This is a genomic window from Nonomuraea sp. NPDC049649 (assembly GCF_040675175.1).
Taxonomy (GTDB): Bacteria; Actinomycetota; Actinomycetes; order Streptosporangiales; family Streptosporangiaceae; genus Nonomuraea.
Map to the genome: position 1 here is coordinate 382,155 of NZ_JBFAOH010000001.1, position 16,596 is coordinate 398,750.

Genomic DNA, 16,596 nt, shown 5'->3' on the forward strand with positions numbered 1-16,596 from the left:
CGCGGCCTCGCTAGCCTTTCCTCGGGATGACGCGAAGGTATAGTCGAGCACATCCCTTCAGCACACTTGTTCAGATTCAGGGAGCGCGTGCATGAACGCCGACGCCGCACAGGAAGCCCGCTTCCCTCAGGAGCTGATGTACGCGGCGGCGTCGCAGTACTACCTCCACGACGCCACCCAGGCCGACATCGCCAAGCGCCTCGGCGTCAGCAGGGCGACCGTGAGCCGGCTGCTCACCGAGGCGCGCCGGCAGGGCATCGTCGAGATCAAGGTGCACCGGCCGGAGCGGACGGCGGGCGGCCACCTGGCGAGCGAGGTCGCCGACGCGCTGAACCTGGAGCGCGTCCACCTGGTGCCCAAGGTCAGCGGCCCGGCGCTGGGCCCCTGGCTGGCCCCGGGCCTGGCCAAGGCGCTGGCGGCGGTGGGGCTGGAGTCGGGCGACGTGATCCTGGTCTCGTCGGGCAGCACCGTGTACGAGTGCGCGCGAGAGAACCTCGGCCGTTTCCCCGGCGTGCGGATCGCCCCGGCGGTCGGCGGGCAGCAGGACCCGCAGCCCTGGTTCCAGACCAACGAGACCACCCGTCTCCTGGCCGAGCAGGTCGGCGGCGTGCCCCACTACCTGTACGCGCCAGCCCTGCCGGGTCCGGAGCTGTTCTACTCGCTCCAGCACGAGCCGTCGGTCCGCCGGGTGATGGACCTGTGGGCGCAGGCCAGGTGCGCGGTCGTGGGTGTCGGCTCGCCGCCGCTGATGCGCCAGGTGGTGCCCGCGTTCGTGCCGCGCGACGAGCCCAGCCTGCGCCGGGCCGTGGGCGACGTGTGCTCGCGCTTCTACGACCGCGATGGCGAGCCGGTCGGCTATCCGGGCAGCGAGCGCCTGGTCGCCACCGGCCTGGAGGAGCTGCGCCGGATCCCGCACTCGATCGCGGTGGCGGTGGGCGCGGAGAAGGTGGTCTCGATCATCGCCGGGGCCAGGGGCGGCTACTTCAACCGGCTGGTCACCGACTCGCTCACCGCCGAGAGCATCCTCGCCGCCGCCCGCTGAGCCCGGCCCCGAAGGTGAACGGCAGGTCACCTCTGCGCCAACTGTGTGAACAGTCGTGCTGGACAAATGTTCCGACCTCGGGCTAGCGTGAGCGCACCACAGGGCGCGACCTCAGGTGAGGCGCGTCCTCGGTCGCACTCGGGGGACGCGACGCATACGAGATCGTCCGCCTGGACGTAGCGAGTGAGGAAAGAACCCGTGAAGAGAATCAAGATGCGGACGTCCGCCTTCGCCGCCGTGGCCATCCTCGCGACCTCCGCGCTGGCCGGGTGCGGCGCCGACGCCGCCGGCGGTGACGGAGACACCGGCGGCGCCGCGGACGCCAAGGTGGCCTTCCTCATGCCCGACCTCGCCTCGACCCGATACGAGCAGCAGGACAAGCCGCTGTTCGAGGCCAAGATGAAGGAGCTCTGCCCCGGCTGCTCCGTCATCTACCAGAACGCCGACTCCGACGCCGCCAAACAGCAGCAGCAGGCGAGCTCCGCGCTGGCCCAGGGCGTCAAGGCCATCGTGATCGACCCCGTCGACTCCACCGCCGCCGCCACCATCGTCCGCGACGCGCAGTCGCAGGGCGTGCCGATCATCGCCTACGACCGGCCGATCCCCGCCACCCCGGCCGACTACTACATCTCCTTCGACAACGAGAAGATCGGCTCGATGATCGGCCAGTCGCTCGTCGACCATCTCAAGGCCGAAAAGGCCGAGGGCGGCATCCTCCAGGTGAACGGCTCCCCGACGGACGCCGCGGCCGGTCTGATCAAGCAGGGCATCCACAGCGCCGTGGACGACAGCGGCTTCAAGCTGCTGGCCGAGTACGACACCCCCGACTGGAGCCCCGAGAAGGCGCAGACCTGGGTCAGCGGCCAGATCACCCAGTTCGGCGACGACATCGTGGGCGTGGTCGCCGCCAACGACGGCACCGCCAGCGGCACCATCGCCGCCTTCAAGGCCGCGGGCAAGGACGTGCCGCCCGTCACCGGCAACGACGCCGAGATCGCCGCCGCCCAGCGCATCATCAAGGGCGACCAGTACAACACGATCTCCAAGCCCATCAAGATCGTCGCCGAGGCCGCAGCCGAGGTGGCGTACCAGTTCATGCAGGGCGAGAAGCCCGAAGGCAAGGACACCCTGTACGACACGCCCTCCGAGCTGTTCGTCCCCACGGTCGTGACCAAGGAGAACATCAAGGAGGTGCTGTTCGACAGCGGCATCATGACGGCCGGCGAGGTGTGCACCGGCGACTACGCCGAGGGCTGCGCCGAGCTCGGCATCCAGTAGGGGGTCCCCGTGCCGTCCACTCAGCAGCAGAACCCCGTCCTGTCCCTGCGCGGCGTCAGCAAGACCTTCGGGGCCGTCGCCGCGCTCACCGACATCGACCTCGACGTGGCGGCCCACCAGGTCGTCGCGCTCGTCGGGGACAACGGCGCGGGCAAGTCCACACTGGTCAAGATCCTCTCCGGGGTGCACCCGCCGGACTCGGGGACGATCACGTTCGGCGGCCGGGCGGTCGACATCCCCGACCCGGCGGCGGCGCACCGGCTCGGCATCGCCACCGTCTTCCAGGACCTGGCGCTCTGCGAGAACCTCAACGTGATCCAGAACCTGTTCCTGGGCCAGGAGATCCGCCCGCTGCGGCTCAACGACGTGGCGATGGAGACCCGCTCCTGGGAGCTGCTCCGGCAGCTCTCCGCGAAGATCCCCAGCGTGCGGGTCCCGGTGGCGGCACTGTCCGGGGGCCAGCGCCAGACGGTGGCGATCGCCCGGTCGCTGCTCGGCGACCCGAAGGTCATCATCCTGGACGAGCCGACGGCCGCGCTGGGCGTCGCCCAGACCGCCGAGGTGCTCAACCTGGTGGAGCGGCTGCGCGAGAACGGCCTGGGCGTGATCATGATCAGCCACAACATGGCCGACGTGAAGGCCGTGGCCGACAAGGTCGCGGTGCTCAGGCTGGGCCGCAACAACGGCTTCTTCGACGTCGGCGACGTCTCCACCGAAGACATCATCGCCGCGATCACCGGCGCCACCGACAACGCGGTGGCCCGGCGGGCGGCCCGGCATCAGGAGGGGCTCCCGTCATGAACACCACCCTGGCCACCGACCGCCAGGACGAACGGCTCCAGCGGCGCGAGGGCCTGCGCGGCGCCCTCGGCGAGGTGGTGGAGCGGGCGCGCGGCGGCGACCTCGGGGTCATCCCCGTCGTCGTCGGGCTGATCGTCATCTGGAGCGTGCTGCAGGCACTCAACCCGATCTTCCTGTCCAGCCAGAACCTGGTGAACCTCACGATGGAGTCGGCCGCGGTCGGCATCATCGCGCTCGGCATCGTCTGCGTGCTGCTGGTCGGCCAGATCGACCTGTCCGTCGGCTCGGTCAGCGGCCTGTCGGGCGCCGTGCTCGCGGTGCTCTTCGTCGACCAGGGGCTGCCGGTCTGGGTGGCGATCTCGGCCGCGGTCATCTTGGGCGCCGTCATCGGCTGGGTGTACGCGCAGCTCTACAACCGGTTCGGCGTGCCCAGCTTCGTCATCACGCTGGCCGGCCTGCTCGGCTTCCTCGGCCTGCAGCTGTACGTGCTCGGCACCAAAGGCGCGATCAACCTGCCGTTCGACTCGGGGCTGGTGAACTTCGCCCAGCTCGCCTTCATGCCCGCCTGGCTCTCGTACACGCTCGCCGTGATCGCGGCCGGATGGCTGTTCGCCAGCGGCTACCTGCACGCCCGCGAGCGGCGCGCGGCCGGGCTGTCGTCCAGGAGCACCTCCCTGCTGGTCGCACGGAGTGCCGCGCTCCTCGTCGCGCTGCTGTTCGTGGTCTGGTACCTGGGGCAGACGCGCGGCGTCGGCTGGATGTTCGCGTTCTTCGTGGCGCTGGTGCTGGTCATGCACTACCTGCTCACGCGGACGCAGTGGGGCAGGTCCGTGTACGCGGTCGGCGGCAACGAGGAGGCGGCCAGGCGCGCGGGCATCAACGTCAGGCGCGTCTACACCTCGGTGTTCGTGCTCTGCTCGTCGTTCGCCGCGGTCGGCGGCATCCTGGCCGCGGCCCGGCTGGCGGCGGCCAACCAGAGCAGCGGCGGCGGCGACGTCAACCTCAACGCCATCGCCGCGGCGGTGATCGGCGGCACGAGCCTGTTCGGCGGGCGCGGCACCGCGTTCGGCGCGCTGCTCGGCATCATCGTCATCCAGTCGATCTCCAGCGGCCTGACGCTGCTGAACCTCGACTCGTCCATCCGTTTCATGGTCACCGGGGCCGTCCTGCTCCTGGCGGTGGTCGTCGACTCCGTCTCGCGCCGGTCCAGGACCTCCCACGGCAGGGCATGATGGCGGCCATCTGCGTCGACGCGGGCACCACGGTCATCAAGGCGGTCGGCTACGACGGCGACGGCGCCGAGTCGGCGGTCGCCCGGCGGCCCACGACCGTCTCCAGGCCCGCGCCCGGCCACGCCGAGCAGGACATGACCGCCGTCTGGGACGCCGTCGCCGCCGCCGTCCGCGAAGTGGCCGCCGCGCTCCGCGAACCGGTCGGCTTCGTCGCCGTGACCGCGCAGGGCGACGGCTGCTGGCTGGTGGACTCTTCCGGCGAGCCGACCGGCCCGGCCATCCTCTGGAACGACGGCCGCGCCGCCGGGATCGTGGACGGCTGGACCCGCTCCGGGCTGGCCGGGCGGGCGTTCCGGGTCAACGGCTCCTCGGCCGCGTCCGGGCTGCCGCACGCGATCCTGACCTGGCTGTACGAGCACGACCCGGACCGGCTGGCCCGCTCGGCCGCCAACCTCACCTGCGGCGGCTGGATCTTCGCCCGGATGACCGGTGAGTTCGCCGCCGACGAGTCGGACGCCTCCGCCCCGTTCATGGACCTGCGCGCCCGCCGGTACGCCCCCGAGCTGCTGGAGCTGTTCGGGCTGGAATGGGCCGGGCGGCTGCTGCCGGAGATCCGCGACGACACCCGGCGCACGGCCGGCCTGTCCAGACGGGCCGCCGGCCAGCTCGGCCTGCCCGAGGGCACCCCCGTGGTGCTCGCCCCGTACGACATCGTGACGACCGCGCTCGGCGCGGGCGTGGTGCGGCCGGGGCAGGCGTGCGGCATCCTCGGCACCACCCTCTGCGTGGAGACCCTGGTCGAACGGCCCGACCTGGACGGCGACCCGGTCGGCATCACGATCGCCGCGCCGGGCGGATACCTGCGGGCCTTCCCCACCTTCGCCGGGACCGAGGTCATCCAGTGGGCCTGCCGGCTCCTCGGGCTGGACAACCCCGCCGACCTGGGCGAGCTGGCCGCCCTCAGCGAGCCCGGGGCGCACGGCCTGGCGTTCCTGCCGTACCTCTCCCCCGCCGGCGAGCGGGCGCCGTTCTCCGACCCCCTCGCCCGAGGCGCGTTCCTCGGCATGTCCGTCGAACACGGGCGCGAGCACGTGGCCCGCGCCGTCCTGGAAGGACTCACGCTCGTCGTCCAGGACTGCCTGGCCGCCACCGGCGCGGCCCCGAGCGAGCTGCGGGTCTGCGGCGGCGGCTCGTCCAGCGCCCTCTGGCTGCGCCTCATCGCCGCCGTCACCGGCCTCCCCGTCCGCCGCCCCGCGGACGCCGAAGTCGGCGCCCGAGGCGCCTACCTCACCGGCCTCGCCGCCACCGGCGCCACCTCCATCCAGGACGCCGCTGTCCGCCACGTCCGCCTCGGCGCCCCCGCCGACCCCGAACCCGGCCCGTACGAGACCGCGTACGAGCACTTCCTGACCCTCCGCGACCACACCTCCCACACCTGGCCCCTCCTCGCCCACCTCCGGAGCCGGCCATGACCCGACACCTCTTGCCCGATCTGACGACGGGGCCGCCCATGCGCACGCACCGAGACTCACGTGAGCACGCGGTCTCCACCAGATCCCCGCTCTGTCAGACGACGCGGCTGGTCGTGAGCGCGTGCCGAGATTTCCTCACCCCCCACCAGCGGACGGCCCCCTCCAGAGACCGGCTCGCCCAGACTGCGGGGCCGGTCGTGAGGGCGTGCCCGGGCTTTCCCGCTCGATCCGGGGTGAGCTGGGCATGAGCGCGTGGGTCGGGATCGATCTCGGGACCCAGAGTGTGCGGGCGATGGCGGTGGACCCCGAGGGGCGGGTGCTCGGGGCGGCTGTCCGGCCGCTGACCAGCCGCCGGGACGGGGTGCGGCACGAGCAGGACCCCGAAGAGTGGTGGGAGGCGCTGGCAGCCGCGGCCCAGGAGGCGCTGCGAGAGGTCCCCGCCGGGCGGATCGAGGGGGTCGCGGTCGATGCGACCTCTGGAACGATCCTGCTGACCGCGCCGGACGGGACGCCGCTGACGCCCGCGCTGATGTACGACGATCGCCGGGCCGCCGAGCTGGTGGACCGGGTGAACACGGTGGGCGGGCCGGTGTGGGAGCGGCTGGGGTACCGGCGGATGCAGGCCAACTGGGCACTGCCCAAGCTGCTGTGGCTGCTCCGGGACACCCCGGCAGGGGTCCGGGCGGCTCACCAGAGCGACTTCATCAACCGGCGACTGACCGGGCGCGAGGTGGCGACGGACCTGAGCAACGCGCTCAAGACCGGGGTGGACCTGATCGAGGAGCGCTGGCCGTCGGACGTGCTGTCCGAGCTCGGGGTGCCCGCCGAAGCGCTGCCCAGCGTGGTCCGGCCCGGCACCCGCATCGGGACGGTCTGCGCGGCGGCGGCCCGGGAGACCGGCATCCCGCAGGGCACCCCGGTGATCGCGGGAACGACGGACGGGTGCGCCGCCCAGCTCGGCGCGGGCGCCCTCACCCCCGGCAGCTGGAACTCGGTCCTGGGCACCACGCTCGTGCTCAAGGGCGTCACCCGGGAGCTGGTGCACGACCCGCTCGGGGTCGTCTACTCGCACCGCGCCCCGGACGGCTCCTGGCTCCCGGGCGGCGCGTCGAGCACCGGCGCCGGCGTCCTCTCCCGCGACCTCCCGGGCCGTGACCTGGACGCACTCTCCGCCGCCGCCACCGCCCGCTACGGCGCCAAAAAGGACGACACGCTGCCGACCACGTACCCGCTGGTGTCGCGGGGCGAGCGGTTCCCGTTCGCGGCCCCGGACGCGGAGGCGTTCACGCTCGGGAAGCCCGCCGACGACGTGGAGCGGTACGTCGCCATCCTGCGCGGCGCGGCGTTCGTCGAGCGGCTCTGCTTCGACTACCTCGACCTGCTCGGCGCCCCCGTGGACGGTGAGATCGTCCTCACCGGCGGCGCCACCCGCAGCGCCTACTGGAACCGGCTCCGCGCCGACGTGCTCGGACGCCCCGTCACCTTGCGCGAGAACGCCGAACCGGCCCTCGGCACGGCCGTCCTCGCGGCCGGGGAAGCGTCCGCGGGCATGATCCGTACCCGCGAGATCGTCGAGCCGTCCGGCGCCGACCTGCGCGAACCGTACCTGCGCTTCGTCGCAGCCCTGGAAGAACGCGGCTGGCTGCCCGAGCCCGCCGCCGCCCACGCCCGCGAAAGGAGCGACCGATGACCACGACGCTGGTGCTGGTGCGGCACGGCGAGACCGTCTGGCACGCCGAGAACCGGTACGCCGGGATCAGCGACATCGAGCTGACCCCGCGCGGCCACGAACAGGCCGGACAGCTCGCCGCCTGGGCCGCCGGTGCGGGCCTCACAGCCGTGTGGGCGTCCACGCTGAGCCGCGCCCGGATCACCGCCGCCGGCGCCGCCGAGGCGGCCGGGCTGGAGGTACGCGTGGACGGGCGGCTGCGGGAGCTCGGCTTCGGCGAGGCCGAGGGGCTGACGGCGGCGGAGATGCGGGAGCGCTTCCCCGAGGCCCGCGCCGCCTTCGAGGCCGACCCCGGCAGGCACCCGCTGCCCGGCGGCGAGGACCCGGCCGCCGCCGCCGACCGGTTCACGGCCGCGCTGCGCGACATCGCCGCCGCCTCCCCCGGCGGCCGGGTGCTGGTGGTCGCGCACACCACCGCCATCAGGATCGCGCTCTGCAGGCTGATCGGCGTGCCGCTCGGCGCGTACCGGCGGCTGTTCCCGCGCCTGGACAACTGCGCGCTGACGGAGCTGCGCCTGTACGGGGACCCCGCCGATCCACGGGCCGCGATCCTGCAGTACAACTCCCCGATTGGAGCCGTTCGTTGACCATCCGAGTGCTTGCCGCCGGCGATCACTTCGTCCGCAACGACCTGCTGGCCGGCGCGCTGCGCCGCGAGGTCCCCGGTGACCTGGCCATCAGCGAGCTGACGCTGCCGTGGCCGGTCGTCCCGTTCGGGCGGGTGGGCGAGGTCGAGGAGGCCTCGGACGTGGAGGACGAGCTGATCGCCGCGCTGCGGGGGGTGGAGGTGTGCGTGACCCAGATGGCCCCGCTCACCCGGCGGGTCCTCGACGCCTGCCCCGAGCTGCGGCTCTTCTGCGTCAGCCGGGGCGGCCCGGTCAACGCCAACCTGGCGGCGGCCACGGAGGCGGGGGTGGCGGTCACGTTCGCGCCCGGCCGCAACGCGGTGGCGACCGCCGAGCACACGATGGCGATGCTGCTGGCCGCGACCCGGCGGATCCCAGGCACGCACGCCGACCTGGCCGGCGGGGTCTGGCGCGGCGACTACTACACCTTCGACAGCGTCGGCCCGGAGCTGGAGGGCAGCACGGTCGGCCTGGTCGGCTACGGCGCGATCGGCCGCCGGGTGGCCGCGATGGTGGCGGGGTTCGGGGCCGAGGTGCTCGTGTACGACCCGTACGTGGACGTGCCGGGGCGGGTGGAGCTGGACGAGCTGCTGCGCCGCTCGCGGTTCGTGTCCCTGCACGCGCGCGCCACGCCGGAGACCACCGGCATGATCGGCGCCGAGCAGCTGGCACTCATGCCGCGCGGGTCGGTGCTGGTGAACTGCGCGCGCGGCGCGCTGCTCGACTACGACGCGCTCTGCGACGCGCTGGAGTCGGGCCATCTGTTCGGCGCGGCCGTGGACGTGTTCCCGGAGGAGCCGATCCCGGCGGGGTCGCGGCTGCTCGCGGCCCCGAACCTGGTGATGACCCCGCACCTGGCCGGGGCCAGTCAGGAGACGGCCATGAAGGCCGCCTCCATCGTGGCCGCCGACGTGGCCAGGTACGTCCGGGGCGAGCCGCTGGCGCACTGCGCCAACCCGGAGGTCAGCCCTTCAGTGCGCCGGCCATCAGGCCGCGCATGAAGAACCGGCCCAGCAGCACGTAGATGACCATGGTTGGGATCGACGCCAGGATCGCCGCGGCCATCTGCTGGCTGTAGGGGGTGGCCTGGGCGCCCGCGATGTTGTTCAGCATCACCGTGGCCGGCCAGCTCTGCGGGCCGGTGAGGAAGACGGCGAACAGGAAGTCGTTCCAGAGCGAGGTGAACTGCCAGATGATCACCACCGCGATGGCCGGGCCCGACACCGGCAGCACCACCGACCAGTACGTGCGCAGCATCCCGGCGCCGTCCACCCGGGACGCCTCGATCAGCTCGTCCGGGATCGTCACGTAGTAGTTGCGGAAGATCAGCGTGCTGATCGGGATTCCGTACACCACGTGGGCCAGCACCAGCCCGGGGATGCCGCCGTACCAGACGCCCTGCATGCCGGTCAGCTCGTTCAGCCCGACGAGGAGCTGCACCAGCGGGATCATGACGCCCTGGTACGGGATGAACATGCCGAACAGGAACAGCGTGAACAGCACGTCCGCGCCGGGGAAGCGCCACTTCGAGAGCACGTACCCGTTCATCGAGCCGAGCGCGCACGACAGGATCGAGCCGGGGACGGCGAGCAGCACGCTGTTCCAGAGGCCGGGCGCGAGCTTCTCCCAGGCCACCCGCCACGCCTCGACCGTCCAGGTCTGGGGCAGGTTCCAGGCCTGGCCGGGGTCCGCCTCGGTGAGCGGTTTGAAGCTGGTGACCAGCAGCACGTAGATGGGGATCAGGAAGATCACCACGAACGCGAGCAGGATCGTCAGCTTCGCGAGCGAGAAGGCCCGGCGCCTGCGCTGGGCCACCGCCACCGCCGTCATGACCGCCTCTCCTTACGTACGGACCAGATCAGGTACGGGATCACGAAGACGGCCACGCTGAGCACGATGTAGGAGGCGATGGTCGCCCCCTTGGCCGGGTCGTGGGAGTCGAAGACCGCCACCCACATGAACACCGCCGGCACGTCGGTGATGATCTGCTTGCCGGACACGGCCACGATCAGGTCGAACACCTTGAGCGAGATGTGGCCGAGGATGATCAGGGCGGAGAGCGTGACCGGGCGGAGCAGGGGCAGCACCACGTGCCGGTAGACGCCCCACTCGGTGCAGCCGTCCACCCGGGCGGCCTCCCGCAGCTCCTCGGGGACGCCGCGGAACCCCGCCAGGAACAACGCCATGACATATCCGGACATCTGCCAGATGGCGGGGAGGGCCATCGCCGCCATCCCCCAGTCCGGATCCCGGAACCACTGCCACTGCGGCAGCCCGAGCCAGTCGAACAGCCGGTTCAGCCCGACCGCCCGCTCGCCCGTGCCCGAGTTCATCAGCCACCGCCACACGATGCCGGTGGCGACGAACGACACGGCCATCGGGAACAGGTAGATCGCCCGGAACGTGCCCTCGCCCCGGACGCCCTTCTCCATCAGGAACGCCAGGAACCAGCCGAGCACCAGCGCCCCGGCCACGAACGCGATGGTGAACACGATCGCGTGCTGGACCGAGAGGTGCCATCGGGCCTCGTCCCAGATGTCGATGAAGTTGGTCAGCCCGACGAACTCCCCCTCGGACACCTCGTCGTGCTTGTCCGTCATGGCCAGCTGGAAGTTCCATCCCAGCATCCCGTACACGAACACGCCGATCGCCACGATCGACGGCGCGACGAGGAGCAGTCCCGGGAGCCAGGTGCGCACCCGCCTCACAAACCACTCCCTCCTCAACAGGAACGGCAGGCGCGGAGCCGCGCCTGCCGTGCCCGTCGTCCTACTGGACGTGGGCCGCGGCGGCGTCCGCCAGGCCCTTCTGCAGCGCGGCCACGTCCTGCGTGCCGAGGAAGAGGCCCACCTGGGTGTTGATCTCGGCGAGCCACGGCTGGTTGACCGCGACGCCGTGCTGGATGGAGCCGGCGAGCTTGTCGCTGGACCAGTCCTTCAGCGCGTCGGCCAGGTAGTCGGTGTAGAGCGACTGGTCGGCGTCCTTGCGGGCGGGGATGGAGCCCTTCTTCGGGTTGAACGCGTCCTGGCCCTCCTTGCTGGCGGCGACCTTCAGCCAGGCGATGGCGCCGTCACGGTTCTTGGCGCCCTTGGGGAGGGTGAAGCTGTCCGACAGCCACAGGTACGTGCCCTCGGTGCCGGGCGACGGCGCCCAGTCGAAGTCCTTCTTCGACTCCTTGCCGAGCCCGCCGTCGGGCGGGTTGTGGAAGTAGCCGTACGCCCAGTCGCCCATGATGTTGAACGCGGCCTCGCCGTCGGCCACCTGCTTGGCGGCGGGCTGCCAGTCGTCCTGCGGGTCTCCCGCGTACGACATGATCGTCTTGAAGTTCTCCAGCGCCTGGGTCACCTCGGCGCTGTTCCAGTCGGCGCCCGGCTGGAACAGGGCGTTGTAGGCGTCGGTGCCGAGCGAGCCGAGCAGCACGCTCTCCAGCAGGTGGACCGCGGTCCACTCCGAGCCGATGGAGATCGGGATCTTGCCGGTGGCCTTGACCTTCTCCAGCGCGGCGACGAACTCCTCGATCGTCTTCGGCGCGCCGTCGACGCCGGCTTCCTGGAGGACGGACGGGTTGAACCACAGGACGTTCGACCTGTGGATGTTGACCGGCACCGAGTAGATCTTGCCGTCCACGCTGATCTGCTCGATGAGCTGAGCGGGGAAGACGTCCTGCAGTTTCAGCTCGTCATAGAGGAAGTTCAGCTCCTCCAGGTCGCCCGCCTTGATATAGCCCTGCAACTCGGCGCCCGCGTGGCCCTGGAACGTGTCCGGCGGGGTGTCGGCCTGCAGCTTGGAGGCGAGCAGCGCCTTGGCCTTGTCGCCCGAGCCGCCCGCGACGGCGGCGTCGAAGAACGACTGGCCGGGGTTCTGCTGCTCGAAGAGCTCCCGCATGGCTTGCAGGCCGTCGGCCTCGCCCGGGCCGGTCCACCACGAGAAGACCTCGACCTGCTGTTTGCCGCCGGCGCTCGCGTCACCGCCGGCCGTGCCGCCGCCGTCGCCGCCGCCGCAGGCGGACAGGCCGAGCACGCATGCGAACGTGATCGCGGCGGCTGCCATCCACCGTCGTCTCATCGCACACCATCCCTTCGAGAAGCCCCCGAACCCCGGTGAGTTGACAACGTTGTCAGTAGCAGCCATCAACCCATCTCGCCCGCGCACGCGTCAAGGAGGTGCGCATAACAGCTCGGCAACCTCCCTCGTAATGCGAGGGACTGACGCGAGGAAACATCGCGTGAGGATTCCGCCCTTCCGCCGGGAATACTCCACGCCATGGCCGACGAGCCCCTCGAACTGGGCGAGATCACGCTCTCCGACTGGCACGCGCACACCGACGAGATGGCCGGGGTCGGATTCCTCACCATCGCCAAGCGGCTCCCCTCCCTCATCCGCCAGGCGATGGGCATGGCCTGGCGAGCCAGCCCCCGCGACACCGCGGCCACCGTCTCGCTCAACCTGCTGGGCGGCGTGTTCACCGCGTTCGGGCTGCTGGCGACCGCGGGCGTGCTCAACGCCCTGTTCAGCGAGGGCCCGACCCCCGACCGCGTGGTGGCGGCGCTGCCCAGCCTGATCCTGGTCGCCACCGCCGCCGCGCTCCGCACCCTCGTCACCGCCGGCGCCGGCTGGGCTCAGTCCCGCCTCGACCCGCAGGTCAGCCGGCTCACCGAGGAACGGCTCTACGGCCTGACCAGCCGCGTCGAACTCATCGCCTACGACGACCCGGAGTTCCACGACGCGCTCCAGCGGGCCCGGCTGCGCGGCGTGGCCATGGCCGACTCGGTGGTGACCTCCGCCATCAACGTGGTGACCGCCGCCGTCGGCATCGCCGCCGTGGCCGGCGTGCTCGGCGTGCTCCATCCGGTGCTGCTGCCGTTACTGCTGCTCGCCGTGCTGCCCGACGCCTGGGCAGCGGTACGGAGCGCCAGGATGCGCTACTCGACCCTGTTCGCCCTGATCCCGGTCGTCCGGCGCAAATGGATCATCGCCGAGCTGCTGGCCGACCGCGAACCGGCGGCCGAGGTCCGCTCCTTCGGCATGCGGGGCTTTTTGCTGCGCATGTACGACGCGGTGGCCAGGGCCGAACAGGACGTCATGCTCCGGCTGGCCCGGCGGCAGACCTTCGCCAAACTGGCCGGCGAGGCGCTCGGCGGGCTCGGCAGCGGCCTGGTCTACGTCGCCCTCGGCATCCTGCTGGCCGTCGGCGCCATCCCGCTCGCCGTCGCCGGCACCGCCGTCCTCGCCATCCGCTCCGGCTCCCAGTCGCTGGCCAACCTCCTGTTCGCGACGAACCGCCTCTACGAGGAGGGCCTCTACTTCACCGACTTCGTGGAGTTCTGCCGCGACGCCGAGCAGCGCCGGCCCGACCCCGCCCGCACCCCCGCCCCCGGGCGCTTCGAACGCATCGCCGCCGAGAACGTCACCTTCACCTACCCCGGCGCCGACGAGCCCGCGCTGCGCGGGGTCAGCGTCGAGATCAAACGGGGCGAGGTCGTCGCCTTCGTCGGCGAGAACGGCTCGGGCAAGACCACCCTCGCCAAGATCCTCTCAGGCCTGTACGAGCCCGACACCGGCAGCGTCCTCTGGGACGACGTCGACCTGCGCGGCGTCAGCCCGGAAGACCTGCGGCTGCGCACCGCCGTGATCGCCCAGGACCACACCCGCTGGCCCCTCGCCGCCCGGTACAACATCACGATGGGCACCGAGAAAGGCGAACCGGCCCTGCACGCGGCCGCCGCCGTCGCCGGAGCCGACGAAGTGATCGCCGGGCTCCCGCACGGCTACCGCACCCTCCTCGACCGCCGCTTCAAAGACGGCCACGAACTGTCGGGCGGCCAGTGGCAGCGCATCGCGGTCGCCCGCGGCTTCCACCGCGACGCCCAGCTGCTCATCTGCGACGAGCCGACCGCCGCCCTGGACGCCCGCGCCGAACACGCCCTCTTCGAACGCATCCGCCACCACTCCGACGGCCGCACCGTCCTGCTCATCACCCACCGCCTGGCCAGCGTCCGCCACGCCGACCGCATCTACGTCCTCCAGCACGGCAAGGTGACGGAACAGGGCGACCACGAAACCCTCATGACCCTCGACGGCCTCTACGCCGAGCTCTACACCTTGCAGGCCTCGGCCTACCGCTGACCCCCGGGTTCGAAGAGCTCCCCCACCGTCTCCGCGGTCGCGGCCCGGGTGAGCCACACCTCCAGCTGCCCCACATCACCACAGGACTCGATCCGGGCCCGATCTTCGTCGGTGACGCCGACCCCTCGGGCCTCCAGCACCAGCAGCACCGACTTCGCCGCTTCCTCAGCCTTGCCTTCGGCCATGCCTTCTTGGTGGCCGCGACCGTAGTGCTCGCGGGCCCAAGGTGTGAACACCGGCCAGCCGGTGGACGTGATGAACCCTCTCTCAGGCGGCTCTTCGCGAGACGGCCTATGAAACCCGTCACGGCCGTGCATCAAGAGCGACAAGGCCGCCAGCCCCGGATCCGCGACGACGTCCTGAGGATCGGAGATGAACGGCACACTGTCCGGGCCCAGCACCTGGGCCCGGAAGCAGTAACCGCTCAGACCGGACTCGATCGGCTTCGCATAGTGCTCGGCAGCCGCGCGATCGGGGCAGATCATCAGGACCGTGACGTCACAGCGCAATTGCAGCCACAGGGCGGCGGCATAGCGGGCGAGTTGCTGCGGGTCCTTGGCCTGCCCCTGCTGCATCTCCACGATGACGGCATGGGCCGCACTCTGGGGAGCTCCCATCGTGAAGATCAGGTCGGATGCGATGTCCACAGAGTTGCGCGTGTTGAAGCTGGCGTTCTCGCGCCGGATCAGCGGGGTGTCAGGAAGATCGGCGCCCAGGAGGTCACGCAGGATCTTCGTCACTAGCTGAGGGCGGTCGGCGAACAGTTTGACAAGAGTGTCATGTCGGGGGGACGGCATGACACCCATTGTGGCACTTCAATTACACAACGTGACGGACATTCGTGGAACACCGAACCGTCAGAGCACGCTGCGGTAGTAGGAGATCTTGTTGCGGATGTAGCGCTTGCGTTCGAGGAGGTTGTCGATCTGGCTTTCGACGCGGCGGTCGTGGTCTTCGAGGAGTTTGATGCGGTCCGGGATGGTGTGGTCGCCGGCCCGGGTGAGTTCGGCGAAGCGGAGCATCTGGGCGATCGGCATGCCGGTGTCACGCAGGCAGCGGAGCATGCCGAGCCAGCCGACGTCCTGCTCGGTGAAGCGGCGCTGGCCTGCGGCGTTGCGTTCGACGCGTTCGAGCAGGCCGATCTTCTCGTAGTAGCGCAGGGTGTCGAGGGTGAAGCCGGTCTCCTCCACGACTTCGGCGGGGGTGTAAACGGTCATGGAGAAAAGGATCGCACCTGGAGTAACTCCAGGTCAAGCTCCAGGTCTAGACGTCCGATTTGTGGTGGAAAGTCGGGAAAAAATGGGTCGTTGACATGGAGCGTGCTCCAGAATCCATCGTCTAAGGCATGGATATCGCACTCGGCACCATCCCCTTCGGCACCACCGTCGACGAGAAGGACACCTTCGCCATCCTGGACCGCTTCGCCGAGGCGGGCGGCCGGATGCTGGACACCGCGAACAACTACCCGTTCTGGGTGCCCGGCCGCACCGGCGACGAGAGTGAGCTGGCCATCGGCGCCTGGCTCGCCGCCCGGGGCAACCGGGATCAGATGTACCTGAGCACCAAGGTGGGCGCGCGGCCCACGGTGCCCGGCGACACGACGCTCGACTCGGCCGAGGGACTGTCGGCCGTCGCGATCCGTACCGCGATCGAGGGCAGCCTGCGCCGGCTCGGCACCGACCACGCGGACCTGTACTGGGCGCACATCGACGACCGGTCGGTGCCGCTGGAGGAGACCCTGGGGGCCTTCGACGAGCTGGTCAAGGCGGGCAAGACACGGGCGATCGGCGCGAGCAACCTGCACTCGTGGCGACTGGAGCGGGCCAGGAACATCTCGGCCGCGAACGGCCTCACCCCCTACACCCACCTGCAGCTCCGCCACACCTACCTGCGCCCGCGCCCGAACGCCGTGATCCCCGAGACCGGCCACACCCTCACCACGGACGAGCACCTGGACTACCTGGCGGACACCGGGGTGACGCTCTGGGCGTACAACACGCTGATGTTCGGCGCCTACACGCGCGAGGACCGGCCGATCCAGGAGATCTACGACCACCCGGGTACGACGCGCCGCCTGGAGACCCTGCGCCAGGTCGCGCGGGAGCTCGGCGCGACCACGAACCAGGTGGTGCTGGCCTGGCTCCTGGCCGACGGCCACGTGCCCATCGTCGGCGTGAGCAGCCTGGCCCAGCTGGAGGAGGCGATCGGCGCGACGCGGATCAAGCTGGACGACGAGCTGAAGTCCCGCCTCGACGGCGTCAGCTGACGACCGCCTGCGGGCCGCAGGCAC

At 71.1% G+C, this 16,596-nt stretch carries 15 protein-coding genes; 10 read left to right on the forward strand and 5 right to left on the reverse strand.

Going from position 1 to position 16,596, the window contains the following annotated elements:
- Positions 1-91: 91 nt before the first annotated feature.
- The 8 genes from AB0J42_RS01840 to AB0J42_RS01875 all read left to right on the forward strand — a co-directional run bounded on the left by AB0J42_RS01840 (position 92) and on the right by AB0J42_RS01875 (position 9,181).
- Positions 92-1,042 (forward strand): sugar-binding domain-containing protein, encoded by a 951-nt coding sequence (locus AB0J42_RS01840; RefSeq protein WP_364287374.1) that lies wholly within the window; start codon positions 92-94, stop codon positions 1,040-1,042.
- A gap of 198 nt (positions 1,043-1,240) precedes the next feature.
- Positions 1,241-2,320 carry a sugar ABC transporter substrate-binding protein gene (locus tag AB0J42_RS01845; protein WP_364287377.1) on the forward strand — a complete coding sequence of 360 codons (1,080 nt, stop codon included), beginning with the start codon at positions 1,241-1,243 and terminating at the stop codon, positions 2,318-2,320.
- Between the two features lie 9 nt (positions 2,321-2,329).
- Entirely contained in the window at positions 2,330-3,121 is a 792-nt protein-coding gene (locus AB0J42_RS01850) for an ATP-binding cassette domain-containing protein (RefSeq protein WP_364287380.1), read from the forward strand.
- Positions 3,118-4,353, forward strand: a complete 1,236-nt coding sequence (locus AB0J42_RS01855) for a sugar ABC transporter permease (RefSeq protein ID WP_364287383.1) — start codon at positions 3,118-3,120, stop codon at positions 4,351-4,353. Before AB0J42_RS01850 ends, AB0J42_RS01855 begins: the two co-directional genes overlap by 4 nt.
- On the forward strand, positions 4,350-5,825 hold the full coding sequence (locus AB0J42_RS01860) for an FGGY-family carbohydrate kinase (RefSeq protein ID WP_364287386.1): 1,476 nt from the start codon (positions 4,350-4,352) through the stop codon (positions 5,823-5,825). Before AB0J42_RS01855 ends, AB0J42_RS01860 begins: the two co-directional genes overlap by 4 nt.
- Before the next feature lie 244 nt (positions 5,826-6,069).
- The gene (locus tag AB0J42_RS01865) at positions 6,070-7,515 is read left to right on the forward strand and encodes an FGGY family carbohydrate kinase (RefSeq protein WP_364287389.1); all 1,446 of its coding nucleotides are present in this window, start codon (positions 6,070-6,072) and stop codon (positions 7,513-7,515) included.
- The gene (locus tag AB0J42_RS01870; protein WP_364287392.1) at positions 7,512-8,141 is read left to right on the forward strand and encodes a histidine phosphatase family protein; all 630 of its coding nucleotides are present in this window, start codon (positions 7,512-7,514) and stop codon (positions 8,139-8,141) included. The genes AB0J42_RS01865 and AB0J42_RS01870 overlap by 4 nt, the downstream gene beginning before the upstream one ends.
- 2 nt (positions 8,142-8,143) lie before the next feature.
- A complete protein-coding gene (locus tag AB0J42_RS01875) occupies positions 8,144-9,181 on the forward strand; it encodes a 2-hydroxyacid dehydrogenase (protein WP_364288174.1) in 1,038 nt (345 codons plus the stop codon).
- Here the strand turns inward: AB0J42_RS01875 and AB0J42_RS01880 are convergent.
- From AB0J42_RS01880 to AB0J42_RS01890, 3 genes are all read right to left on the reverse strand, one after another.
- Positions 9,144-10,010, reverse strand: coding sequence for a carbohydrate ABC transporter permease (locus AB0J42_RS01880; RefSeq protein ID WP_364287395.1), 867 nt, complete (start codon positions 10,008-10,010; stop codon positions 9,144-9,146). The two genes, AB0J42_RS01875 and AB0J42_RS01880, sit on opposite strands and share 38 nt — an antisense overlap.
- On the reverse strand, positions 10,007-10,888 hold the full coding sequence (locus AB0J42_RS01885; RefSeq protein WP_364287398.1) for a sugar ABC transporter permease: 882 nt from the start codon (positions 10,886-10,888) through the stop codon (positions 10,007-10,009). The genes AB0J42_RS01880 and AB0J42_RS01885 overlap by 4 nt, the downstream gene beginning before the upstream one ends.
- Before the next feature lie 61 nt (positions 10,889-10,949).
- Positions 10,950-12,245, reverse strand: a complete 1,296-nt coding sequence (locus AB0J42_RS01890; protein ID WP_364287401.1) for an ABC transporter substrate-binding protein — start codon at positions 12,243-12,245, stop codon at positions 10,950-10,952.
- 198 nt (positions 12,246-12,443) lie between these two features.
- Here AB0J42_RS01890 and AB0J42_RS01895 point away from each other — a divergent pair, with 198 nt between their 5' ends.
- Positions 12,444-14,306 carry an ABC transporter ATP-binding protein gene (locus tag AB0J42_RS01895; protein ID WP_364287404.1) on the forward strand — a complete coding sequence of 621 codons (1,863 nt, stop codon included), beginning with the start codon at positions 12,444-12,446 and terminating at the stop codon, positions 14,304-14,306.
- Here AB0J42_RS01895 and AB0J42_RS01900 read toward each other — a convergent pair.
- Together AB0J42_RS01900 and AB0J42_RS01905 are read right to left on the reverse strand one after the other, a co-directional pair.
- Positions 14,297-15,046, reverse strand: coding sequence for a hypothetical protein (locus AB0J42_RS01900; RefSeq protein ID WP_364287407.1), 750 nt, complete (start codon positions 15,044-15,046; stop codon positions 14,297-14,299). The genes AB0J42_RS01895 and AB0J42_RS01900 overlap by 10 nt on opposite strands.
- Before the next feature lie 117 nt (positions 15,047-15,163).
- On the reverse strand, positions 15,164-15,523 hold the full coding sequence (locus AB0J42_RS01905) for a MerR family transcriptional regulator (protein ID WP_364287410.1): 360 nt from the start codon (positions 15,521-15,523) through the stop codon (positions 15,164-15,166).
- A 128-nt stretch (positions 15,524-15,651) separates the two neighbouring features.
- Between AB0J42_RS01905 and AB0J42_RS01910 the strand changes: the two genes are divergently transcribed.
- Positions 15,652-16,572 (forward strand): aldo/keto reductase, encoded by a 921-nt coding sequence (locus AB0J42_RS01910; RefSeq protein WP_364287413.1) that lies wholly within the window; start codon positions 15,652-15,654, stop codon positions 16,570-16,572.
- Positions 16,573-16,596 lie beyond the last annotated feature (24 nt).

Coding starts and splice junctions, on each gene's coding strand:
- AB0J42_RS01860 (WP_364287386.1), top strand. CDS start 4,350: ATGATGGCGGCCATCTGCGTCGACGCGGGCACCACGGTCATCAAGGCG.
- AB0J42_RS01870 (WP_364287392.1), top strand. CDS start 7,512: ATGACCACGACGCTGGTGCTGGTGCGGCACGGCGAGACCGTCTGGCAC.
- AB0J42_RS01880 (WP_364287395.1), bottom strand. CDS start 10,010: ATGACGGCGGTGGCGGTGGCCCAGCGCAGGCGCCGGGCCTTCTCGCTC.
- AB0J42_RS01865 (WP_364287389.1), top strand. CDS start 6,070: ATGAGCGCGTGGGTCGGGATCGATCTCGGGACCCAGAGTGTGCGGGCG.
- AB0J42_RS01895 (WP_364287404.1), top strand. CDS start 12,444: ATGGCCGACGAGCCCCTCGAACTGGGCGAGATCACGCTCTCCGACTGG.
- AB0J42_RS01855 (WP_364287383.1), top strand. CDS start 3,118: ATGAACACCACCCTGGCCACCGACCGCCAGGACGAACGGCTCCAGCGG.
- AB0J42_RS01840 (WP_364287374.1), top strand. CDS start 92: ATGAACGCCGACGCCGCACAGGAAGCCCGCTTCCCTCAGGAGCTGATG.
- AB0J42_RS01910 (WP_364287413.1), top strand. CDS start 15,652: ATGGATATCGCACTCGGCACCATCCCCTTCGGCACCACCGTCGACGAG.
- AB0J42_RS01890 (WP_364287401.1), bottom strand. CDS start 12,245: ATGAGACGACGGTGGATGGCAGCCGCCGCGATCACGTTCGCATGCGTG.
- AB0J42_RS01905 (WP_364287410.1), bottom strand. CDS start 15,523: ATGACCGTTTACACCCCCGCCGAAGTCGTGGAGGAGACCGGCTTCACC.